The organism is Chryseomicrobium excrementi (assembly GCF_002798305.1).
Classification (GTDB): Bacteria; Bacillota; Bacilli; order Bacillales_A; family Planococcaceae; genus Chryseomicrobium; species Chryseomicrobium excrementi.
In genome coordinates this window covers 744,043-767,062 of record NZ_PCGR01000002.1, presented here as the reverse complement: position 1 = coordinate 767,062, position 23,020 = coordinate 744,043, and the positions used below count along the sequence as shown (strand labels likewise).

General features: G+C 41.5%; 26 protein-coding genes. 9 read left to right on the top strand and 17 right to left on the bottom strand.

From position 1 onward, the window contains the following. Window positions 1-59 precede the first annotated feature (59 nt). Complete coding sequence (locus CQS04_RS08370; RefSeq protein WP_100353698.1) at window positions 60-296, bottom strand: IDEAL domain-containing protein; 237 nt, start codon at window positions 294-296, stop codon at window positions 60-62. 178 nt (window positions 297-474) lie between these two features. On the opposite strand from CQS04_RS08370, the gene CQS04_RS08365 reads away from it, so the two are divergent. Continuing rightward, the gene (locus tag CQS04_RS08365) at window positions 475-1,008 is read left to right on the top strand and encodes a competence protein ComK (protein ID WP_100353697.1); all 534 of its coding nucleotides are present in this window, start codon (window positions 475-477) and stop codon (window positions 1,006-1,008) included. Here the strand turns inward: CQS04_RS08365 and CQS04_RS08360 are convergent. After that, the gene (locus CQS04_RS08360) at window positions 969-1,343 is read right to left on the bottom strand and encodes a YhjD family protein (protein WP_100353696.1); all 375 of its coding nucleotides are present in this window, start codon (window positions 1,341-1,343) and stop codon (window positions 969-971) included. The two genes, CQS04_RS08365 and CQS04_RS08360, sit on opposite strands and share 40 nt — an antisense overlap. A gap of 97 nt (window positions 1,344-1,440) precedes the next feature. Next, window positions 1,441-2,481, bottom strand: a complete 1,041-nt coding sequence (locus CQS04_RS08355; RefSeq protein ID WP_100353695.1) for a glycosyltransferase family 4 protein — start codon at window positions 2,479-2,481, stop codon at window positions 1,441-1,443. Between the two features lie 286 nt (window positions 2,482-2,767). On the opposite strand from CQS04_RS08355, the gene CQS04_RS08350 reads away from it, so the two are divergent. Further along, window positions 2,768-3,745 carry a proline dehydrogenase family protein gene (locus tag CQS04_RS08350; RefSeq protein WP_100353694.1) on the top strand — a complete coding sequence of 326 codons (978 nt, stop codon included), beginning with the start codon at window positions 2,768-2,770 and terminating at the stop codon, window positions 3,743-3,745. Window positions 3,746-3,962: 217 nt separating this feature from the next. On the opposite strand, the gene CQS04_RS08345 is transcribed toward CQS04_RS08350, so the two are convergent. After that, window positions 3,963-5,033, bottom strand: coding sequence for a branched-chain amino acid aminotransferase (locus CQS04_RS08345; RefSeq protein ID WP_100353693.1), 1,071 nt, complete (start codon window positions 5,031-5,033; stop codon window positions 3,963-3,965). Window positions 5,034-5,138: 105 nt separating this feature from the next. Then, on the bottom strand, window positions 5,139-5,948 hold the full coding sequence (locus CQS04_RS08340) for a DUF1206 domain-containing protein (protein ID WP_100353692.1): 810 nt from the start codon (window positions 5,946-5,948) through the stop codon (window positions 5,139-5,141). An 88-nt stretch (window positions 5,949-6,036) separates the two neighbouring features. Here CQS04_RS08340 and CQS04_RS08335 point away from each other — a divergent pair, with 88 nt between their 5' ends. Next, complete coding sequence (locus tag CQS04_RS08335) at window positions 6,037-7,278, top strand: DUF2254 domain-containing protein (protein WP_100353691.1); 1,242 nt, start codon at window positions 6,037-6,039, stop codon at window positions 7,276-7,278. Window positions 7,279-7,633: 355 nt separating this feature from the next. On the opposite strand, the gene CQS04_RS08330 is transcribed toward CQS04_RS08335, so the two are convergent. From CQS04_RS08330 to CQS04_RS08310, 5 genes are all read right to left on the bottom strand, one after another. Continuing rightward, complete coding sequence (locus tag CQS04_RS08330; protein WP_245858780.1) at window positions 7,634-8,119, bottom strand: divergent PAP2 family protein; 486 nt, start codon at window positions 8,117-8,119, stop codon at window positions 7,634-7,636. Between the two features lie 103 nt (window positions 8,120-8,222). Continuing rightward, a complete protein-coding gene (locus CQS04_RS08325) occupies window positions 8,223-8,807 on the bottom strand; it encodes a PepSY domain-containing protein (RefSeq protein ID WP_100353690.1) in 585 nt (194 codons plus the stop codon). A 122-nt stretch (window positions 8,808-8,929) separates the two neighbouring features. Further along, a complete protein-coding gene (locus CQS04_RS08320; RefSeq protein ID WP_100353689.1) occupies window positions 8,930-9,508 on the bottom strand; it encodes a PepSY domain-containing protein in 579 nt (192 codons plus the stop codon). 35 nt (window positions 9,509-9,543) lie between these two features. Further along, a complete protein-coding gene (locus tag CQS04_RS08315; RefSeq protein WP_100353688.1) occupies window positions 9,544-10,881 on the bottom strand; it encodes a sensor histidine kinase in 1,338 nt (445 codons plus the stop codon). Then, window positions 10,865-11,557 (bottom strand): response regulator transcription factor, encoded by a 693-nt coding sequence (locus CQS04_RS08310; RefSeq protein WP_100353687.1) that lies wholly within the window; start codon window positions 11,555-11,557, stop codon window positions 10,865-10,867. Before CQS04_RS08310 ends, CQS04_RS08315 begins: the two co-directional genes overlap by 17 nt. Before the next feature lie 139 nt (window positions 11,558-11,696). Between CQS04_RS08310 and CQS04_RS08305 the strand changes: the two genes are divergently transcribed. Genes CQS04_RS08305 through CQS04_RS08290 form a run of 4 tightly spaced genes read left to right on the top strand, consistent with a single transcriptional unit; the run spans window position 11,697 to window position 13,738 of the window. Then, complete coding sequence (locus CQS04_RS08305) at window positions 11,697-12,002, top strand: antibiotic biosynthesis monooxygenase family protein (RefSeq protein ID WP_100353686.1); 306 nt, start codon at window positions 11,697-11,699, stop codon at window positions 12,000-12,002. After that, on the top strand, window positions 11,999-12,364 hold the full coding sequence (locus CQS04_RS08300; RefSeq protein WP_100353685.1) for a hypothetical protein: 366 nt from the start codon (window positions 11,999-12,001) through the stop codon (window positions 12,362-12,364). The genes CQS04_RS08305 and CQS04_RS08300 overlap by 4 nt, the downstream gene beginning before the upstream one ends. Next, entirely contained in the window at window positions 12,361-13,005 is a 645-nt protein-coding gene (locus tag CQS04_RS08295) for a cobalamin B12-binding domain-containing protein (protein ID WP_100353684.1), read from the top strand. Before CQS04_RS08300 ends, CQS04_RS08295 begins: the two co-directional genes overlap by 4 nt. After that, entirely contained in the window at window positions 12,986-13,738 is a 753-nt protein-coding gene (locus CQS04_RS08290; RefSeq protein ID WP_100353683.1) for an STAS domain-containing protein, read from the top strand. Before CQS04_RS08295 ends, CQS04_RS08290 begins: the two co-directional genes overlap by 20 nt. A gap of 43 nt (window positions 13,739-13,781) precedes the next feature. On the opposite strand, the gene CQS04_RS08285 is transcribed toward CQS04_RS08290, so the two are convergent. The 3 genes from CQS04_RS08285 to CQS04_RS08280 all read right to left on the bottom strand — a co-directional run bounded on the left by CQS04_RS08285 (window position 13,782) and on the right by CQS04_RS08280 (window position 16,509). Further along, window positions 13,782-14,993, bottom strand: coding sequence for a tetratricopeptide repeat protein (locus CQS04_RS08285; RefSeq protein WP_100353682.1), 1,212 nt, complete (start codon window positions 14,991-14,993; stop codon window positions 13,782-13,784). 129 nt (window positions 14,994-15,122) lie between these two features. Beyond that, complete coding sequence (locus tag CQS04_RS13790; protein WP_165775501.1) at window positions 15,123-15,272, bottom strand: hypothetical protein; 150 nt, start codon at window positions 15,270-15,272, stop codon at window positions 15,123-15,125. Between the two features lie 19 nt (window positions 15,273-15,291). Then, window positions 15,292-16,509, bottom strand: a complete 1,218-nt coding sequence (locus CQS04_RS08280) for a helix-turn-helix domain-containing protein (RefSeq protein WP_100353681.1) — start codon at window positions 16,507-16,509, stop codon at window positions 15,292-15,294. A 460-nt stretch (window positions 16,510-16,969) separates the two neighbouring features. On the opposite strand from CQS04_RS08280, the gene CQS04_RS08275 reads away from it, so the two are divergent. Further along, the gene (locus tag CQS04_RS08275; protein WP_100353831.1) at window positions 16,970-18,280 is read left to right on the top strand and encodes a S8 family peptidase; all 1,311 of its coding nucleotides are present in this window, start codon (window positions 16,970-16,972) and stop codon (window positions 18,278-18,280) included. 48 nt (window positions 18,281-18,328) lie between these two features. Here the strand turns inward: CQS04_RS08275 and CQS04_RS08270 are convergent, their stop codons facing one another. Next, the gene (locus tag CQS04_RS08270; RefSeq protein ID WP_100353680.1) at window positions 18,329-18,799 is read right to left on the bottom strand and encodes a competence protein ComK; all 471 of its coding nucleotides are present in this window, start codon (window positions 18,797-18,799) and stop codon (window positions 18,329-18,331) included. 245 nt (window positions 18,800-19,044) lie between these two features. On the opposite strand from CQS04_RS08270, the gene CQS04_RS08265 reads away from it, so the two are divergent. After that, window positions 19,045-19,500: an RNA polymerase sigma factor gene (locus tag CQS04_RS08265; protein WP_100353679.1), complete on the top strand. Its 456-nt coding sequence runs from the start codon at window positions 19,045-19,047 to the stop codon at window positions 19,498-19,500. A 761-nt stretch (window positions 19,501-20,261) separates the two neighbouring features. Here CQS04_RS08265 and CQS04_RS08260 read toward each other — a convergent pair. From CQS04_RS08260 to pcp, 3 genes are all read right to left on the bottom strand, one after another. Next, window positions 20,262-20,573, bottom strand: a complete 312-nt coding sequence (locus tag CQS04_RS08260) for a cyclic nucleotide-binding domain-containing protein (RefSeq protein ID WP_165767471.1) — start codon at window positions 20,571-20,573, stop codon at window positions 20,262-20,264. 83 nt (window positions 20,574-20,656) lie between these two features. Next, window positions 20,657-22,372: a phospho-sugar mutase gene (locus CQS04_RS08255; protein ID WP_100353678.1), complete on the bottom strand. Its 1,716-nt coding sequence runs from the start codon at window positions 22,370-22,372 to the stop codon at window positions 20,657-20,659. Continuing rightward, on the bottom strand, window positions 22,365-22,991 hold the full coding sequence (gene pcp / locus CQS04_RS08250; protein ID WP_100353677.1) for a pyroglutamyl-peptidase I: 627 nt from the start codon (window positions 22,989-22,991) through the stop codon (window positions 22,365-22,367). The genes CQS04_RS08255 and pcp overlap by 8 nt, the downstream gene beginning before the upstream one ends. Window positions 22,992-23,020: the final 29 nt, after the last annotated feature.

Here is a 23,020-nt window from a genome sequence, read left to right as displayed (position 1 = left end):
GTTTATTTTCGCAATTGATAACCTTTTATAAACGAAAAAAAACTGCACATCGGCAGTTTTTAATCGTTTTTATGTAGCTCTTTGAGCTGATTTGTATACAGCATGAACTTTTCTCGATCCCCCAAGTCCAAGGCTTCATCGATGCGCTTCTCTAGTCTCTCTATGAGCTGCTCTCGGTGAATATGGTCTAAGAACATATCCAGATAGATTTCTTGCAGCAGCGCGGCCGATGTGTTCTCTGTTCCCGTGTCTGACATAGCTTTTAGAAAATCTGTGTATGAATAGTACTTATCCATAATATTCACCTCTTTTGATTTCTATTATAGCAACACTTTCTTTATTTGCAATCACTTTTTAGAAAATTCAAACTAAATGAACTAGACTTTGTTTTTTAAATAATCCAATAATAACAGTTGTCTCACTTCCATTTATCGGTATAATAGGAAGTAATATAAGACGAAGGGGCTATGTTATTTGAACGGAAAACGAGTAGATAAAGATACATACTTAACGCTGGATACAGCCATTGTGCGCCCAGTCTTCAGCGATTTGCGTTTACAAGCAGAAGTGATCACCTTATCAGGCACAAAAACCATTTATGCCGCCGACTGTTTTACATTAGTAAAAAACACATTTGAATTTTGCGGAAAATCTATAGGTTATGCAATTAAAGAAGCAAATGAATTACTTGGCCCGTATCATAAAATTCCCATTGTGGTAGAAAATGTAGCTGGACAATTGTTTGTATTAGTTCCTCTGTTGTCCCCCCGCTCTCCTTTAAACACTTGGGTGGCACTCCATGCCATTGCCCTTCATAAAAAGTCAGCGGTCGCCAACGGATTTACGGATATTCACTTAACCAACGGAGAAATTGTCACAGTCAATTCTTCTTTCACGACTTTGAACAGGCAAATTGTACTTGCTAATGCTCTACGGGCCGCTTATTTAAAAAACGTAGAAGACAGGCATCAATTTTTGTCGTTTGCCTCTCCTTTCTTACCTAAATAAAGTTGTAAATATTCTTCTACTTGGTTACGAAGACGTACGTTTAAATAACGACGATGCTCTTCGTATCCTTGATGGAAGAAGATATATTCTGTAAACAACTCATCTCCTTCCCCTCTCACGACTTTAAGTCCCTGGCTTCGAATCACTTGATGCACCTGTTTCAATTCTTGCTGCACTGCTCTGTCCGCCTGATCCAAAAGCTCTAAATAAGGTCTTGGCAATTTAAAGCCAGCTTTGCGAAACAACTCGCGATCTTTTGCCAGTACTGTCATCACCATTGGCAAATAAATGAGTTTTTCAAGAGCATCCAACATCTCTTCTGACAAAACAGGCATTTTACTCACTCCTTAATCGAACAAATGTTCTATACCTATTATTGTACAGCGAACAACAAAAAAAGCAACTTCCAATTTCTTCGGAAGTTGCTTTTTGTTATTTTGTGAATTTCAAGAAGTTGAGTAGCGGTCGGTAATTCTTGCCTGCTAAACCAATAATTTCGACAAACAACTCTATCACGACTAACATGACTGCTACAAGGAGAAGAGCACCCCAAAGTGTCGCTTGAGAGAAAATTAAAGCTGTCATACCAAACAAAGAAGCAATCGCATAAATAATCAAAACCGTTTGACGGTGTGTAAATCCGACATTTAACAAACAGTGATGCAAATGGGATTTGTCTGCTGCAGATAATGGCTGCTTCTCACGGAGGCGTCTCACGATAGCAAAGAACGTATCGGATACAGGTACGCCTAGCATGATGACTGGAATGATCAAGGCGAACATCGTAACTCCTTTAAAACCAAGCAACGCGAATACGGAGATCATAAATCCGAGGAACAAGGCTCCGGTGTCCCCCATAAAGATGCGCGCTGGATAGAAGTTAAATACTAAGAAACCAAGTGTACTAGCTGCTAGTATTGCGGTTACAGTAGCTACAAATGGATTCCCCATTAAAATCGCCATAGCAGATAAAGTTACTAGTGCAATTGTAGAAACACCTGCTGCAAGACCATCTAATCCGTCAATCAAGTTTACTGCATTGGTAATTCCTACGATCCAAATGATAGTGAGGGGAATCGCAAAATAACCAAACTCTAAATTCCCATTAAACGGAAGATTAATAAATTCGATTTGAATCTCACCATACACAACGATGACAACAGCAGCGGCAAGTTGACCCAGCATTTTCGCTTTCGCTGTGATTTCTAACATATCATCAAGGACACCCGTGATGATAATGATAGTAGCTCCTATTAATAACGCTTTATCAAAATCGCCGTCTGGACGATAGATTAAATAAGTTACGATAAACGACAAATAGATGGCAAGACCACCAAGGCGCGGCATGATGCGCGCGTGAACTTTACGATAATTGGGACGATCCACAGCTCCGATACGGTAAGCAAGACGCTTTACGAGCGGAGTAAATACGATGGATGCGACAAATGCCAAGACCAATGCATAGGCTAGCATGTCTCTCCTCCTCTTTCTACTTAGAACTATAATTTTCACAGAACTCTGGTTCTATAACTAGACGTGGTTTACATACAAGAAGTTTCAGCTAAAACACTGAAACTCTAGGAAAGTATATAGGATGCCTATTTAATTGTCAAAAGACGGACGACCTATTTCTTAAAGTATACCCACAGTCATAGAAAATAAAGCCTTTACCTAGACATCTTCCTAATTTTCAGAATCATCGTTTTCAGAAGCGATATATGATATACTTTTAGTAATTTGAATAGATAGGGGAATCGCCATGTTAAGAGATTTTTTTATCGCGTTATCTGAGAACCAAGCGTTGAATGCTGCAGCTAAACGTTATGGTCTGAAAATGGGCGCACAACACGTTGTTGCTGGAACTACTGTCGAAGAAACCATTGAAAGCATCAAAAAATTAAACGCTATGGGAATTTCCGCTACAGTGGACAACCTAGGTGAATTTGTATTTGAACGCGAGGAAGCTCTTGCAGCCAAAGAACAAATCTTAGCTGTTGTCGATGCAATCAACGAGCACCAAGTAGACGCTCACATTTCATTGAAGCCTTCTCAACTTGGTCTTGATATCGATTATGACTTTGCTTTAGAAAATCTACGTGACATCGTAGCACACGCTAGCAAAACGGATATCTTTATCAACATTGATATGGAATCCAACAAACACTTACAACCGTCATTTGATATTCTAGACGAACTATCAAAAGACTATGACAATGTGGGAACTGTAATTCAAGCTTATTTCTTCCGTGCTGAAGAAGATATTCAGAAATACAAGAACTTCCGTCTTCGCATTGTAAAAGGCGCTTACAAAGAGCCTGCTGAAGTAGCGTACCAATCAAAAGAAGAAATCGATGCAAATTACATCCAGTTAATCGAATACCATCTATTGAATGGAAAGTTCACCTCTATTGCGACTCATGACCACAACGTGATCAATCATGTGAAGCAATTTGTGAAAGAAAATGATATCCCAACTGACAAGTTCGAGTTCCAAATGCTTTATGGATTCCGTACAGATATGCAGAAAGAATTAGCTGATGAAGGCTACAACTTCTGTGTGTACGTGCCGTTTGGTCAAGACTGGTATGGCTACTTCATGCGTCGTCTTGCAGAGCGTCCACAAAACATGAACCTTGTCGTGAAGCAAGTGTTCACGAAAGATACGAACAAAATGATCGGATTAGCTGCAGCTGCTTTTGCAGTCGGCCGTTTATCTAAACGCAACAAACGTAAGTAACAATTGAAATTGGGATAAAACCCAATAAAGGGAGTTTCTCGTAGTGAGAGACTCCCTTTTTTTATGTTCTATTGTGTGTAGGGGAAGCGTTCCGCGGGCGCGGGCTGAGCCTCGGTCTCAGCTTCCGCTTTTAATCCCGCTGGAGTCACCCCTACACACTTTACACTCTTTTGTTTTTAACTTCACTTGTGCACTAATAAATTATGTGGAAGCTGGATTATTCAAACTCAATTGTCCAACCGAATGGATCTGGCATTTCTCCCGTCTGTAATCCCGTGATTGTATCGTAAAGACGCGCCGATAACTCACCCGTCTGCCCATTGTTTACGTAAAACAGTTCATTCTGCCACTTGAATTCTCCAATAGGAGAAATGACTGCCGCAGTCCCTGTTCCCCAAGCTTCTTCGAGCTTCCCAGTTCGGTGAGCTTCACGAATCTCTTCCATAGAAATGCGACGCTCAATGACAGGAACTTCCCAATAACGAAGAATGTCGATGATGGAGCGACGAGTGATCCCATCTAGAATGCTGCCATTAAGTGCAGGGGTGTATACTTTGCCGTCAATCTTGAAGAACACATTCATACTTCCTACTTCTTCAATGTACTTTCTTTCAACACCGTCTAGCCACATCACTTGCGCGTAACCTTCCGAACCTGCAGCTTGTTGCGCTTTTAAACTTGCAGCATAGTTCCCGGCCGTCTTAGCAGTGCCCGTACCGCCAGCGACTGCACGCACATATTGGCTCTCAACTAAAATTTTTACAGGTGCAATGCCTTCTTTATAGTAAGATCCGACCGGAGACAAAATGATCATAAACTGATACTTCTGTGAAGGTGCAACTCCTAAATAAGCTTCTGTCGCAATCATAAAAGGACGAATATATAAGCTTGTACCTGGGGCAGTAGGAATCCAGTCTTTTTCAAGTCGCAACAATTCAACTAGCGAATCGAGCATGGCATCTGGATCGACCGTAGGCATACACATTCGAGTACACGATTCATTCATTCGCTCAAAATTTAGTCGAGGGCGGAATAGACGAACTTTGCCTGTAGGCGATTTATAAGCTTTCAAACCTTCGAACACGGTCTGACCATAGTGCAGAACAATGGCAGAAGGGTCGAGCACTAGAGGTTGATAAGGTTGAATACGAAAATCGTGCCACCCTGCACCTTCTGAGTAATCCGCCACAAACATATGGTCTGTAAAAGTGCGTCCAAAGACGAGCTGTTGGTCCGGCACTTTCGCTTTTCTATCTTGGCAGATTGAAGTTTCCACATGAACAGTCATAAAAAATTCCACCTTTCTCGAAATGCAGTATATTGCAATATATTATATGCAATTATACGCTCAATCGAAAAAAATGGAAGCTATTTTTCTAATTTTCTCAAAATATTAAGATTGGCGGCCGTAGTTCATGCGTTCGTAGCGACCTCGAATGATTTGATAAATCCCATAAAGAATGAATCCAGCAGATACAATAGCGAGAATCACCATTCCATAAGGTTGGGACGCTAGTTCATCTAAGGCTCCTTCCACTCCTTTTGACTCTTCTGGGTTATGTGTCCATGCTGTACGAATAAAGAAGAATCCGATCATACTTAGCACCACACCACGTGCTATCAATCCAACGCGACCGGCTTTTTCTGCTGCATCTTTCTCTTTTGCACTCATCTCATGAGTTTTTAATTGTTCCATAAACTTTAAACGGGCACCGCTTTGAAGCTCGTAAATCCCATAAATTATAATAATAAGTCCTAGTAGTCCTACAAGCCATACTCCGAAAGGTTGTTCCATGAGACGCGCTGAGATTTCTTTTTCAGATTCTCCACCTGAGGAAGATTTTTGACGAAGCGCTAACAATATTGCTGCAATAGCCAAGTTGCCATAAATGATGGCGCTAACAAAATAGCCGATTCGCTTGATCCAGCCTTTCGTATCACTCCCTTCTCCTTGAGGATCTTTGATAGCTTTAATCAAATTCCAAGTGATATAGCCAAATAAACCGATTCCAATGATCCAAAGCAGTAATTTCCCAAATGGCATTGTGGAAATGCTCTCTACGGCACCTGTTGTTCCCGTCGTCTCACCACCTGTACCAAAAGCGGCTAACAGTGCCAATATCCCAATGATCATGTAGACGAGTCCCTTGGTCATATAGCCCACTCGACTGAACCGACGTACCCACGGTTTTGTTTCTTCCATTGCACTTCCCCCTTAGTAGGTTTTGTTCTTCTATTCCCTGAGTAGAATTGTTTAGAAACCTGCTATACTACTTGAAAGGGGGAGACATATGAAAAAATTTTTATTTCGACTAAACGAGAGCATTTGGTTCACACCCACTGTGTTCACTATATTTTCTGCTTTGCTAGCAATCGCTACCGTTTTACTCGACACCCTTTACATCGGAGAACTTGTCGATACACTACCGTATTTCATGTTGACTACAGTGGACCTGGCACAAACGATACTTGGCACGATTGCTGGGGCTCTATTGACGATGACGACGATTACCTTTTCAACGATCATGGTCGTGTTAACAACCTATTCAAGTCAGTTCTCGCCACGTGTGCTAAAAAACTTTATTTCAGATAAAGTGACGATGCGAGTTTTAGGAATCTTTATGGGTGGATTTGTTTATTCCATATTGTCCTTGTTATTTATGAGAGAAGCCTCCATAGATCATAATGTCATCTCGGCAGTTGTGGGAGTGGTGTTTGCAGTAGTCTGTTTAGCGTTTTTTGCATATTTCATCCATAATGTTGCTACTTCAATTCAAGTAAGCAATCTTGTCGCTGATTTAACCGCGGATGCTGAAGGAGTGCTAGAACGTTATAACAAGCTTTACACGAACTATTCACATGCACTTCTAGGAGAACGTCCCACTGTATCTGAACGCTCAGTCCAGTACATATCTTCACCAGCTTACGGCTATATTCAATTTGTCGAGTTTGAAAAATTACTCGACTTCACTAAAAAGAATCAGGCTCATGTAGAGATTCACTTTCCAATAGGAGGTTTTGTCACTTCCTCAGACAGATTAGTGACTCTATACTCCGATAGAGAGTGCGAGCTAGACCTAAAAGAGTATTTTGCAATTGGACCAGAGCCTTCGGCGGATCAAGACATTGCCTATAGTATCCAAAAGCTAGTGGAGATTGCATTGCGCGCCATTTCTCCCGGCATTAACGATCCGAACACGGCAATTCTATGTATACGTCATATCGGGGCGCTACTGCCTGGCGCACTTAGCTTATGTAGTTCTTATACGCAACTCACTAATGAAGAAGGCCGTCTAGTGATTCCTAATCATCAAGCGCGCCATCTATTGCATCAAACGTTTTCTGGAATTGCTCATTACGGACGAGAAGACGTGAATGTATTAGTAGCAAGTTTAGATGCGCTCGAACGAGTCCCCGATCATGTGCTGCGTGAAGAATTCGCTCATTATCTAATGGCCCACTTCAACGAAGACTGTCTAGTGCCGCTTGATCAGGAGCTTGTGACGTCTACACTAAGTCGAATCCTAGTGTAGATTTAATATAAATAGAATGGGTCAAAATCCAGCAAAGGGAGTTTCTCGTTATTATTGAGAAACTCCCTTTTGTATATTCTATTTGTGTAGGGGAAGCGTTCCGCGGGCTGAGCCAAAATCGAGTTGCGAACGCCAGAAATCCCCATCAAAACCATTCACCCCAACCGAGGCAAAGAGCGCCTCAATTGGGGCGCCTGGTTTTGATGAAATTTCTAGAGTGGCGTTCTTCACATCTTAGAAAAGGTCTCAGCTTCCGCTTGTAATCCCGCTGGAGTCACCCCTACACTCTTTTCATTTTGTTATCTTTATTTTCATTTGTAGAACTAGATAAGTTACGTCCCAGCCTCTATGCTGTTTATTTTCCTTCAAGTTTTGCTGAAATGATTCCAAATACAGTTCCAAGTAGCGCACCAGCTACTACTTCAACTGGTTGGTGGCCGAGCAGTTCCTTTAGTTCTTTCTCGCGCTCGATATATTGATAACTTGGGAATTCCCCACTGATTTTAGCAAATTGATCTTCTAGGTCATTGACTAGTTGTGCAATCTCTCCTGTATGACGGCGAATCCCTTGAGCATCATACATAACAATGATACCAAAAGTTACTGCCAGAGCTGTTTCTGTGTGGCGAAATCCTTTATTGGCTGCCACGTAAGATGCTAGAGCGGTAACTCCTGCTGAGTGAGAACTTGGCATCCCGCCAGTTGAGATGGCTTTTTTCACATCCCAATCTCCTGTCACTTTTTTATGAGTTAAGATTTTTAATCCTTGTGCCAGCCCAATGGCTCCAATCGCTGTCAGGATACCTCGGTTCATCTTATAATCAGGTGTAGGTCGTTTCATAAAATAGCCTCCTATGTAACTGAGATTTCCTCTACTATACCCTCAGTTTCCAGTCGACTAAACGACAAAAGCAAAAAAGGACGCTAAGCGCCCTTCCTCATCGTTAGTCATCATCTCGGTCGTTGTCTTGTTCTTGATCAAACTCTAAAATGTCTCCAGTAACTTTATGAATCTCAAAATCATACTCTTGATTCCCGTCACGAATCTCCACCTCAAAATGATCATCGTCTTGTTCAAACTTTGTTACTTCCCCAGAAGCGACTTCTTTTCTAGCAATTGCGATCACTTCCTCTTTTGTAAGGACTGGACCTTGTGCGCTTGTTGAGGAATCGTCATTTGAATCGTCATCACGGTCATCATCGTCATCTAATCGTTCTTTATCAAAGTCATAGACGTCTCCAGTCACGGCATCGATATCAAAATCATACTCGTGTGTGGCATCTTTCATCTCTACATCAAAGTGAGCGCGACGGCTGTCTGTGTATAGATACAACTCTAAAATCTCACCATCCACTTTTTCATTTGCAATTTTAGTGGCTTCTTCTTCTGTGATGAATTCTGCATTAGCAGGCTGTTGATTGACTGGAAGGTACTCCATGACATCGTCTCGATCGTCGGCAAGTGCGACTCCTCCAATTACAAGTGCTCCAGCGGCTGCGGGAAGTAAGAACCATTTGTTGAATTTCATTTGTAACGCCTCCTGTTTTTTAAGTTACTCTTATCATATCCCACGTAGATGAGAGTTTTATGTGAGCCACATTAGAAATTGATGAGAAAGCATGCGGATAAAAAAAGAGCCTTATCGGCTCTTTAGTCATCCCACACTATAGATAAGACTTCACCTGTTATGGCTTGAATTTGAACCGTCGCTTCTTGACCATCTTCATCACCTTGCCCAGGTTGCTCGATCTCGATAAGATAAAAACCACCTTGTTCAGAATCCTCAAAATCAACATCTTCAAGAGTTCCAGAGACTTCTTTTAGTGCGAGTTCCACCGCCTGTTCTTCCGTCAAGCGAGACTCCGGTTGCTGTGGTTCTGACGGTTCTTCCGTGTCTGTAGGTGTAGTAGTTGGTTCTGTTGTCTCTGTAGTTGTCAGCCGAGTGATCTGCGTAACATTTCCGTAAGTCGCGTTCGCTTCAATCTCATAAATCCCATCTTCTTTTTCAAGCTCTACGAGAAAGGAGTCTTGTTGCTGCTCCATAGACAGCACTTTCCCCCCATAGACCCGCTCAAGCTGTGCTTGAATTTCAGCGGGCGTCTGCTGCTCTTCCCCTGTCACTTGCAGTTGAAAATAAAGGAGACTCGCTATGACAATGACAGCTGCGACAATCACCGGTATCAGCCAAGGCTTTGAAGTTTTGGCCTGCATAGTCTTCAGCCCTTTCATCAGTTTTCTTTAGTATAGACGGGAAATATTAAAATTTAATGAGAAGGGTCTTCATGAAAATGAAGGGTCACTGTAGTTCCCTTATTTAACTCACTTGTTATAGAAATGTCCAAGTTTAGCTGGGTGGCCAGTTCTTTAGCAATCGCTAGACCGATGCCGCTTCCACCCGTCTCTCGTGCTCGTGCCTCATCCACGCGATAAAAGCGGTCAAACACATGGGGAATATCCTTTTCTGGAATGCCGACACCTTGGTCCTTCACTTCAATCTGCATGGAATCTACAGATACAACAATAGCCGACTCACTATATTTTTTTGCATTGTCGATCAATACCGTCAGCAACTGCCGTAATCTTGCACTATCTGAATATTTCCAGACTTCTCCGGTCGCCTCCACCACAATCTCTCGGGAATAAAGTCGTTCAAGTTGTAGTGCCAGGTCTTGAACGAGTGCTACTACATCCAAAGAATGACGTTCGATTTCAATTGCCTGTTGGCTTCTTGCAAGCTCTAAGAACTGCTCGACCATCTGCTTCATTCTCGCCGTCTCAGAAGTGATGGCTTCTATTGCCTCTGCTGTAACCTCTACATCCCTAGTGCCACGGCGCTTCAGTAGATTTGCGTAACTTTCAATGATGGTAAGAGGCGTCTTGAGTTCATGGGCTGCATTTGCTACGAACTGCTCTTGCTTGTTGTAGTTTTCTCCGAGCCTTTCCATCATCGAGTTAAATTCACGAGCTAGCACCGCTGTCTCTTCTTTCTTGTGGTCATCTACTGAAATTACACGGTATGATCCGCGTTCTCGATTGCCTTGGATATGACGGATCAACTGTTCAATCGGAGCCGTCACTTGGCGACCTAGTAAAAAATTCGAGCTAAATAATAACAGTGCTCCTAACAAAGTCGCGATGACGAAAGTGCGGAACAATAGAGAAAGGGTCGCATCGAGTGAGCTCGTTAACTGATGGAGTGTAATGGTCACAATCTCACCAGAGCCAAGTAAAGCCGTTGTCGCGGCACTTAAGACCGTGCCATTTTCCGTATCGACTTTGGTGAAAGCTTGATTTAAATTGACATCTGTCTCATAGCCTCTCAAAAGAGGTTCTGTCTCTACCGCATAAGAAATCGCACCTTCTCCGTCCACTCGAAGAGCACCATTCTCAGGTGCATAGGCGCGAAGAATTGTAGGAATCTCGGTCTGCTCTTGAATCTGAGAAAGCGCTGCGGCCACTTGTTGGACATCCGTCCGTAGTGGATTCGCGGCATTAGAATACGAAAAGGTCTCAAACAAATAATACGACAAACCATTCACTGCTAGGAGTGTCAAGATGGCCAGAAGTGTGGAAAACAGATGAATCTTAGCTTTCAGTTTCATGGGAGCTCTCCTTCAACATATAGCCGACTCCTCGCACTGTTTGAATGTACCGAAACTGAGACGTTTCAATCTTTTTTCTAACGTAACGGATGTAGACGTCGACCACATTGGTATCTCCATAATAGTCATAGCCCCAGACTGCATCTAAAATTTGTTCGCGTGTAAGGACTTGCTCTGGATTTTTCACCAAGAATGCAAGCAACTCAAATTCGCGAGGAGTCAGTTGCACCGATTCATCATGGACTTTGACCTCATGCCGCGCCTCATCAAGGAGGATGGTCCCGACACGAACTCCTTGCTGTTTTTCAAGGCTCGCCCTACGAAGTGCAGAACGAATACGTGCAAATACTTCTTCCATCTCAAATGGCTTCGTAATGTAATCATTTGCACCAAGATCTAAACCTTCCACTTTGTCTTTCACTGCACTTTTAGCTGTTAGCATTAGAACAGGTGTCATGTCGTCTGTCGCACGGATTCGTTTCAGTACTTCAAATCCGGACATCTCCGGCAAATTCACATCGAGTAACACAAGATCTATTTGTCCTTCACGAAATGCGAGCAGTCCATCCATTCCGGTATGAGCAAGCTGTGTCCGGTACCCTTCATATTCAAGCTCTAACTGAAGCAATCGAGCAATTTTCAATTCATCTTCTACTATTAAAATGGTTTCGCTCATAGCTGATTCCCCACTCTGCTGGTTTTTACTTATCGTATCAGAAAATTTGAAAAAACGGGAACTTGCACCCCCCAAAACCTTCGACATTCGAATTATACAGTGATACACTTTAGGATACAGAAAAGGAGGGTATCACTCTATGTATGTAGTTACCTCAACATTTGTTGTGCCTTCAGAAAAGGCACAAGAAGTGATCGAGATTTACAAGAAACGGTCACGTAAAGTTGATCAACAACCGGGATTCCTTCGTTTTCAATTGCTTCAGAATGCGAAAAAGTTGGGAGAAATCAGTGTCTATATGGAATGGGACACGAAAGTTTCTTATTTACAATGGGTTCGTAGCCAACAGTTTAAAGATATTCACGAATTAGAAAAACATTATCCGGACCAAGAACTTGCCGGAATAATTCCTACAATTCATCAATATGAGGTGGTGGCGACATGACGACTGAATGGAAAAATAAGATTGCGGAGCAAGTAACGGAAGAAATCTATTCCTCTAACCCTTGGCTCCATGAGAAGTTTGGAGAGCACGGAAAGGAAAATACGTTAAAAGACAACTATCACCACCTCGACTATTTGGAGACCGCTTTTTTAACGCAATCGTTATCGGTTTTTGAAAAATACACCAACTGGTTGATTGATGTTTTATCTTCGAGACAAGTTCCTGTACACTTAATTGAAGACAATTACTCACGTCTTGCCAACCACCTTCCTCACGTTCAAAATGAACATCAACGAGAGTTCATGCATCAATGTCTGGAACATGGCATGCAAGTGGTTAGAGAAAGGAGTTCGGTCAATTGAACAAGATAGATCAGCTCGCTTCCCTGCTACTGCAAGGAGACGAAGAACAAGCGATGCAGCTGATTGAGAAAGAATTAACGCACTCGTCTAGGCATCACATGATGAATGATTTATTAACACCAGCGATGCAGCGAATTGGGCAGCTATGGGAAAACAACGAAATAACCGTTGCAGACGAACATTTAGCGACAGCTATCTGTGACTTTATTCTTTCTAAACTTGATATTCAGATTCAACCTGAAAAACGACAGGAAAAGACGGTTTTGCTAATGGGTGTTCAAGATGAGGAACATTACATCGGTTTAAAAATGGTTAGCAGTGTATTTAAACAACACGGATGGCGCGTTCGCTACTTAGGCCCTAACATGCCAGAAACGCATGCACTAAAAGCCATTGAACGATGGAATCCAGATGTAATCGCTATTTCAGCGGCTTTAGTTCATAGAATCATGGCGATCCAGAGTCTCGTACTCAAATTAAAAGAAGATCATCCTACTCTTCCTGTTGTGATTGGTGGAAGAATTACAGAATTGCTTGATTTAAATACACTCCTGCCGTCAAATGTGCATATCATGTCATCTCTACCTGCACTTGAGGAATGGATTACACAAGGAGGGCCGAATGGGAAAAAGATTTCGTGATTTTTCTTTACCAGCTGTCGTTATCAATCATGAGTTTGAAATCATCGACGCATCCGACGCGTTTTTGCATAAGTATGGCTGGGCACGAACTTTTCTTTCCATCGTGGATAGCGGCAGTCAATCCAAGGTAGCCAAATTTTTACCTTCACTGACAACAGGAACTCCCTTAGAAATCAGCCTACAAGAAAAACAAGGGAAACTGGATTTTGTAGACCTTTTTGTCACATGGACGAAAGAAGATGGAATCGTGACAGTCGTCCCGAAATCTTCTCAGTATTCCTTAGTCAGTTCAAAGCTGAGCTTATTACAAGCTGAACTGTCTATCAGAAATAATGAGCTTGTTGAAGAGAAAGATCGTGTCCAGTCTCTACTTGTTGAGATGCAAAACCTCTCTGCGCCAGCTATTGTGATCAGAGAAGGAGTCTCATTGGTGCCAATCTTTGGCTCTATTGATACAGGTCAGATGACCCTAATTTTTACTCGTTTGTTAACGCATTTCATGGATGAAAAGACGGAGATTGCTATCATCGATTTCACGGCTTCTATCGATTTTGCTTCGTCCAATTGGCAAGGAGTAGATGAGTTCGTCAGAGCTGCATCTATTATGGGAGTAGAAATCATCGTTTCCGGACTCCACCCATCCCAGGTAAAAGCATTGAACGACCTACAAATTCAACCCGCATCCATCCGATTCTACGCTAAACTTGCAGCAGCCCTGCAAGCAATCAACTAAAAAGATGCCACTACTGACCAAGTCGGTCAGTAGTGGCATCTTTTTATTGATATTTTTCATCTGTGATATAGGAAAAAGCTTTTTCAAAATCGCCTTTTTCTTTATAATAGCGGACGAGCATCTCGGAGAAGATGAGATTCACTGTTTTCTCTGTAGGTGTTGAATTCGTGAAGGGCAATAAGACTTCTTCTAAGTAGCGCATCGCCTCTTCTTCATCACCTGTTAAATAGTAATGATAATACGTCGCATAAATTTTAAAGTTCTCTAGTTTTAACTTATCGGCAACATCGTATAAACGATTAAATGTAATTCTAGCTTCTTCAGTTTTCCCGAGCTTAAGCTCAGTTAATCCTAAATTGAACAGACAGCTACCAAACTGACTATCCTCTTTTGAAAAATGATTCGCCGCCATGTTAAAGTAGGCAAGCGCCATTGAATAACTCTCCATCTTAAAGTACAAATCGCCCATGTTGTGATAAATGTGAGGAATTAGTTCTTGCTGATTCAACAACTGTGCATTACGTAATAAATGATCATAATATTCAGCTGCATCTTCATAAATTTTTGCATAAGCACAATTGATGGCTAGTGACATTTGGGCATGAAGAATTCGTTTGTAATTATACTGTTGGTTTAAATAATCAAGCGCCTTCTTACCATAATAGATAGCTCGACTCGGCTCTTCTAGATAAGTCTTTACTATACTTAAGTGATAATAGACTTCTCCTTCAAATCCATATAGTGAAGGTGTATTTTGAATCACATGATTCAAACGAGTATTGGCTGATTCTAAATCCCCTTGAAGCATCTCTTGTATACCTAGAAGATACTCAAACAGTAATTCTTCTAAAGGTGTAAATTGTTTTTTCAATTTCTTCACTTGTCTAAGCAGTGGAGGAATTTTATCTAATTGAGACTTAGCAATATGAAACCTTATCTTTAGTAACAACGCCATTCGATGACTTTTTGTATAGGGCAGAAAGCTGTCGTATGCGGTCACTTCAGAATAGACAAATTCTGCTTTATCATAATCTGTATAGATCAAATGCTTCGTAAGTAAATTAAGTAAATTTTTTATGTGATTTAACTTCTGCTCAATCATCGATTTGGTGTAACCAATGCGTTTAAGCAATAATTCAAGCTCTTTCTCAGTCAATTCCTCATCACTTGTAAGCTTTACATATGCATTCGCATTTGGATCATAATAGAGGGACTGGGCATCCAGTTCGTCTAGAATGTATTGTTTATAGTTCATGTACATGCCTACTTTGTGTTTTCTTTTAATAATAGTAGAAAATAGTCATCGACACAAAGCAAATTTTTCCTTTTTTCTATCGAATTAGCCTTTAGGAAGACAAAAAAAAGAGGCCAAGGCCTCTTAGAATCAATCTACTGGTGGAAGAATTGGAATTGTCGGTGGTTTAGAACCCGATGGTGAGAAAAATTCAGGTGCTGATAACATAGTTACGTCTTGTGAAATAGTTGCAAATAAAGCAAAAGCCAATAATGCGCCAATAAAAATTCCTTTTTTCATTATTAACACTCCTCTTAATTTAATTTATTAATTCTAATGCTTTATCATATTGCCCTCGCTCTTTATAATATTCAGAGAGCAGATGAGCAAAATGATGATGAGATTCTTTTAGTTCGGAATGCTTCTTTGTATATGGAAGAATTTTATTCTCCAAATATTCCATCGCATCAGTCTCTTTATCATTAATATAAAGGGAATAAAACTTTGCAAAGAGCTGATAATGAAGAATTTTAGACTTCGAAGCAATTTGATAAAGTTGATCGAAGTTAGCCTCACTTATTTCGAGTCTATTTAACTGGCTTTCAGATATCGCTTTATTATATAAGCACAACATGTACAGTTCAGACTCTTCTGGTAACAGGCTCATCGCCTTTTCGAAATACATACATGACTTCTCATAATCGCTCATTGTATGATATAAATCACCCATATTATGGAATATACGAGGTAGATGATTTGTCATTTTAAGAATTCGAGTATTACGAATTAAATGTTTGTAGATCTCCTCCGCTTCATTAAACATGTTTGCTCGAGAATAGTTGACTGCCAACAACATTTGAGTATTTACTATACGAATGAAATTAAAATCCTCTTTAAATTGTTGCAGTGCATTTTTCCCATAATAAATTGAGGGGCCATATTGACTTAAACTAGATTTCACTAAAGAGAAGTTGTAATTCAACTCTCCGATGTAATCTGGAGTAAGTACCGCATTTTCAATTAGATAGCCCAATTGTTTGTCGGCCTCTTCCATTTTCCCCCTTAATATTAAAGCTATAGCACCAACATACAAATGTAAATATTGCTCTTGTTGGGAAAAGTTCTGTTTATGTGCACTTAACCATTTCAGTTGTTTTTCAGCTTCATCTAAATCATTTGTAAATAAAAAATAGCGAGTTTTATATAATTCATAGAGATATAAATATTCAGTGAACGGAATCAGTTCTTTTTTTTCTTGTAAGGCCTTATAGGATTTATGAACTTCTTCTCTCTCCAAATAATACATCTGATCAGTAAACTGCTTTAAAAGTTCTTTAATCTCTTCTTCCAACTTTTCTACGTCTTGTAGATCTATGCTTAGGCGCTCTAAGAGTAGGCGTATCGTCTCTTCATTAGCTTCTTTGCTATTGTTCTCAATTTTACTCAAATGAGGAACGGAACAGATTCCATCTGCAAGGGTTTGTTGTGTCAATCCTTGCTTTGTTCGGTGGAACTTAATTAATGATCCTATCTTCAACTTGCCTCTACCTCCTCTCGGCTCCCTTCTATTTTAGAACAAATTTTCGGAATTAACAAAACAAATAATGGAATGTATAGACAGGGAATAAGCGGAAAATGTTGGGAAAAGAGAACGTACATTCCCCTTTAATTTTTCCCAATAAACAAAATATTCTGTCCATGATATAGTCAATTTAGCAACACCCCCGCGAAAACCTTTGCAAAGGGAATGGGAAACATTCTGTAAGTATTGGATATGATAAGTGCTTTATGTTCTGCGCAAAACATACTTCTTATCAATACATAATCCAGCTTACCGCAGCCGACTTGAGATCGGATGGTACATAGAAAACGGATTAGACTTGATTCAAATGATGGTTGGACATCAGTTGAATAGTAGGAATTCTAATCCCCAATTTTCGAAAGTCCCATGAACCTCAAACAATCAGACAATGGTGGAGGAGAAGAAATCGATGAAAATGAACAAAGCAAAAGCATTGGTAATGAGTGGTTTGTTAGCAATTTCTATGGTAGGAACTGTCGGTGGAGCTTCGGCTGCAGAACTAAACGCAAATGCAAACGTTGGAGATAAGGTTCGTGTTCTTATTGAAGCATCTTCTACTCAAGGAGTTTCTACAATGAGCCAATCGAAGTCTCAATTAAATGCCGCTAAAGCACAATACGGCAAACGTTGGGAGTTCTCAAACGGAAATGCATTCACTACTGAAATGACAGAGAAACAATTTGCAGCTCTTCAGAAAAACAAGAACTTAAAAGTTTCTCTAGTTGATGAAGTAACAGTAGCAGCGGATGTACGTGCAGCGAAAAAACCAGGTACAGTACAACCTCTTGCTGAATATCCTACTCAACAAGTGCCTTGGGGTATCAAAGCGATCTATAACAACAACAGCTTGACATCAACTTCTGGTGGAGCAGGAATCAATGTAGCGGTTCTAGACACAGGCGTTAACGTCAATCACTTGGACCTTGTAAACACAGTAGAACAATGTAAAGATTTCACAACTTCTGCTGGATTAACAAACGGTCAGTGTAATGATGCAAACGGTCATGGAACTCACGTTGCAGGTTCTGCGCTTGCAGATGGTGGTAGTGACGGCGCTGGAGTTTACGGAGTTGCTCCTGATTCAGATCTATGGGCTTACAAAGTACTAGGTGATGACGGCTCAGGTTACTCGGATGATATCGCAGCTGCGATTCGCCATGCAGCAGACCAAGCTTCTGCTACTGGAACAAAAACAGTAATCAACATGTCTTTAGGTTCATCAGCAAACAACAGCTTAATCTCAAGTGCAGTAGACTATGCATATGGTAAAGGTGTATTAGTGGTTGCAGCAGCAGGAAACTCAGGTTACCGTGCTGGTACAATTGGATACCCTGGCGCACTTAAAAATGCCATTGCCGTCGCAGCTCTTGAAAACCGTCTTGAAAATGGCACATTACGTGTAGCAGACTTCTCTTCCCGTGGATATACGGCAACTGATGGGGACTACGTGATTGGTGTAGGTGACGTAGAAATCTCAGCTCCAGGTGCAGCTATCTATTCTACTTGGAACAACGGTGGCTACAACACAATCAGTGGTACATCTATGGCTTCTCCTCACGTGGCTGGTTTAGCAGCAAAAGTATGGGCTCAAAATCCATCTTGGACTGCAGCTCAATTACGTACAAACTTACAAAACCGTGCAAAAGCGAACGACATCTTAGGTGGTCGTGGTGCAGCAGTTGGCGATGACTATGCATCTGGTTTCGGATTTGCTCGTGTACAATAAGAACTAAGCAAAAGGCTCCCCTGCTATTTTAGCGGTGGGAGCCTTTTCCTATTTTTGCTTCATTTGATAGCCGATCACACTATACATACGGCTGCATTGTTTTTCTAATAAAGAAATAGAGACTGCTACTTCCAATTGCTGACCATCACCAAAGATAATGAGGGTTCTGGTTTCCGAAATCTCCACAAACGACATAGGTTGATTAAAGATCCATACACAATCGAGATGCGAAGGAGAACATGTAGGAAAAGCGGCAATATCCGGTGAAGCAATTAATACGGGAACTTTTTTATTGAAGCGAAAGTTACTTAATATTCGTGTCGCCTCTTCTCTTCCTTTGTATGACGCCCCATGTAACACACAGAACAACTGCATAACTTCACTTGGCTTCAATTCTGAATAGATGGGTCCATCAGAAGTAAGGATTATCGACTTAAAAGGGTGTATGTACCATCCTGCAACAGCATAAATGGACCGTTTGTCTAAGGTCCAAAGCGCTAAATGTTTATCTAATTCCATTCACGTGGCTCCTCCATAATCAACTAGTTTCAGTATAACGTTCCATTTTTAGGCAGTAAATAGTTTTATCTGAATTTTCCTCATTTTATGAAAGTTTCATTTTGGAAAAGCACTGTTTTGTAAGACAAACGTACTCGTTTCGTTCTTATTACCGTATTTATCACCTTTCGTCACTTCGCGCTTGTTCTAATAAACTAAAGCTACCTAGGAATTTCCGTTTGCGCAAACGATTGAGGATACATCACATGCAATTTGAATTACTTGCTGAAGCGTACCAACCGATGATTTCGAGTATACTACGAAAAACATCCATCTATAGAGATCATGAACTTTTTCGTCAGACCGCATTGATTGCTTTATGGAAAGCATGGGAAAACTACGAAGAGTCAAAGGGCTCGTTTGCCGGTTATGCGTACCGGTCGATGTATGGAGCAGTCTTGGATGAATTGAAGAAATCGACGAAAGATGTTCCTATGGAAGACTCTTTCTTTGCGAATGCGAGCAGTGTACTCCCTACACAGAAGTTTCACGAACTGGTTATAGAATTGCCTCCCTTGCTTCAAGAGGTTTTACTATTGAGTTACTATGAAGGCTATACAGCTGAAGAGATTTCTGAGAGGATTGGCTTGTCGGTTCCTGGAGTCAAGAAACGCAAGAAGACAGCTCTAGTAAAGCTGCGGGAACTTGCCAAATTTGATTAGTTTCACCTGTGACGCTTTTTTCCAAGAGGAGAACCCCGAAGCCACTTTAATAAACCAAATAAGTCTTTGAGAAGTATGTTTATGCTGCTAGAATCGTGCCTGACTTGGGACTATTTCCAAAAGGGCCGCGCCGAATCTTCCCAATCACTTCACACTAGAAAAGTGGAACCGGCTTGGTCAGAAGTTTCTCGGGAATCGGACGGACACAGTGAGGCGTTTTGTGCCTCATTGGGTGTGGCCGATTTCCGAGTGGGTTTCTAGCCGGTGTAACTAGACATCTAAGCGACACGGGTGATATCCGGCATCGACCTGATCCTTCAGGAAACAGCCCCAAGATCTACGGCACGCTTTTACACAACATTCTCTGTAGCTTTCAATAGAGGAGAGTGTGAAGGAAAAAATGCGCGTTCCGTGGCTTCAGAGTGATTTGAAGAACCCGCAGCGGAGGCCAAAGCGCTACGAAAAGAGGAACCGGCTTGGTCAGAAGTTTCTCGGGAAATGGACGGACCCGGTGAGGCGTTCTTTGCCTTATTGGGTGTGGCCGATTTTCGAGTGGGTTTCTAGCCGGTGGAACTAGACAAGCTTTGATATGCCGCGAGGATTCTGATGGCCGCACCCACAGATAAGCGTGTCTTTTCCGAGCACTCTTTAATTTTTCAAGTTGAAAAATTGTTGTAAAAAGAGTTCCTGAAAAAGTTGTAGCGCATTCAAAATAAAAAACGACCTGCTCGTAAAGTCACAAGCAGGTCAATTTGGGGGTCTTATTTAAATTGAAGCACCATGATACCTCGGCGCAATAACACATAGCCTTCTTTTTCAAGTTGCTTTAAGATTTGTGAAGCGAAATAAAGAGTGAGTCCTGCACGTTCAGCAATCTCACTTTTGGAAGCCTCGACCACACGTTCCTGATTCATCAGATCAAACACTGCTTGAATCACTGCATGGACTCGATTCGGTGCATGGCTTGCAAAAATCATTGATTCTTCTTTTAACGTTTCCAGAAAACGTTTCTTTAATCCAGTTACGTAGAGCTGATCCATCGGTCTTGTTGTTAAGATTGAGTTTGCATTCACGATAAGTTCCTCCTCGGTCATTTCGTTAACCTAATTATAGCAACCGAGTTTTTAAATAGATAGGTCTCTGGGGTTGGGAAAGTTTAGAGTTCCAATTTCGTTTTCATCCAACTTTCTACCCAACCCGAAACAATTTCCACGTTCTTTAGTGCTTGCTCTTTTGAATCTTTTCGGACTCCAATATAATATTTGACCTTAGGTTCCGTCCCACTAGGGCGTAAACACACCCATGTACCATCAGTTAGCATGAATTTGATAACATCTGCTTCAGGTAAGTGGAGTTTCTCAGAACCCTGCTGGGACTTTCGGACTTGGGAAAGATAATCTTCTATCACCTCCACAGAAATACCAGCTATCGCTTCAGGTGGATTCTTTCTTACATCTTCTAGAGCATGTTTGATTTGTTTAGCTCCACCGGCACCTTTCACAGTGACCGAAATCAGCTTTTCTTTGAAAGCTCCGTACTTGGTATATAGTGCGTCTAAAGCATCTAATAAAGTCATACCTTTTTGCTTGTAGTGTGCAGCCATCTCTACAAGCAAGACCACGAGTTGCACAGCATCTTTATCTCTGGCAAAAGGTTTCGCAAGATATCCATAGCTCTCTTCGTACCCGAACAAAAACGTATAATCAGGATTCGCCTCATTCTCACGAATCTTTTCACCGATAAATTTGAACCCTGTTAAGACATCTTCCATCTCCACACCAAATGACTCCGCAATCACTCTTCCCAGTTCAGATGTAACGATAGTTTTGTATGCAACTCCTCCTGACGGAAGTGTCCCACGCTGTTGATGTTGGGAAAGAACGAAATGAAGTGCAAGCGCTCCTGTTTCATTCCCGTTTAACAATTTGTACTCTTGCCCATCCCTAACAGCTAAGCCTACACGGTCGCCGTCCGGATCCACTGCAATGAGTAATTCGGCTTGTTTAGCGGCGCCAAGTTCCATTGCCTTTTCAAATGCACTGTGATCCTCGGGATTTGCAGAGACTACAGTTGGAAATTCTGGATCCGGCTCCATCTGCGACTCCACAAAATAGCGATTGGTAATCCCCAGGTCTTCCATTAATAAACGAACCGTTCCACCTGAAGCACCGTGAAGCGGTGTGAAAACTACTCGTAAGTCTGTAGTTTGGAAGAGCTCTTTATCAAACACTACCGTTTTCACTTGTTGCTGATATTCTTGGTCCAGCTTCTCGCCGATGAACTGAATTCGTCCAGAGTTTAAATAAGTCTGGAATGAGGCAGGCTCTAAAGTCTCAGCCCCATCTAATTGATTAATTACATCAACCACTTGTTTGGCATCTTCTAAATTCAGCTGTGCCCCGTCTTCACCATAAACTTTTAACCCATTATACTCAGGAGGATTGTGACTAGCTGTAATCATCATTCCCATGAACGTGTTCAATGCTCGCACAGAATAAGACAATTGTGGTGTTGTTCGAGGTTCTTCATATAGATAGACACGAACACCCGCGTCAGCAACTACTGACGCTACTTCACGAGAAAACTCTTTGGACATCCGTCGGTTATCAAAGGCAATCACGAAACCACGTTGCTTAGCTGCCTCCCCTTGCGTTTCTATGTACTGAGCTATTCCTCTCGCTGCTCTGCGCACAGTCAATAGGTTCAATCTATTGGTGCCAGGACCAAGCACTCCGCGCATCCCACCCGTACCAAATTCTAAATTTTGATAAAAGGCATCCTGGCGTTCTTCAAGTGACATCGCTTGTAACTGCTGCTTCATGTCCTCGTCTACAAATGGAGAGGTACTCCAAGATGTATACGGATCAGTCATGTTTCATTCCTCCAAAGTTCACTGTAGTTTCTATACAAATGCGGATAGCCTCGACTAGATCTTGATGAGACCAACTTGGGATACGCCCATGTTCAATTGCGAGTTCATGAGATGCTGGAATATGAATAAATCCTGATGGCATCTGGCCTCCATGCTCTTCTGCATACTTGCGGCCTACATACATAATGTTGTTGCACAAATACGTACCTGCCGTGTTGGAAATCGAGGCCGGATAACCAGCCTTGTTCATAGCGTCCACCATAGCCCGAATAGGAAGTGTGGAAAAATATCCTTCTCGTCCGTTAGGATCAATAGCTTCATCTTGCGGTTTATTGCCTTCGTTATCTGCATCACCATCTTTAACGTTGATAGCAATCCGTTCCGGTGTGATTTTAGAACGTCCACCCGCAAGGCCTAAAGAAATATGAATATCCGGCTGAACTGTGTCCAGTAGCTTCACTAACTCGACTTCTGATTTTTTGAAATCAACAGGTAAAATATGTCCTTCAATTATGTAATCTTTTACTGTGCTACCATGCAACTCTTTGACAATCTGCATCGTCGGATTAAGTGAAAATGATAAAAAAGGCTCAAAGCCCGTAAGTAAGATTTTTTTCATCGTATTCCTCCTAAACGTTCCCTTTTAGT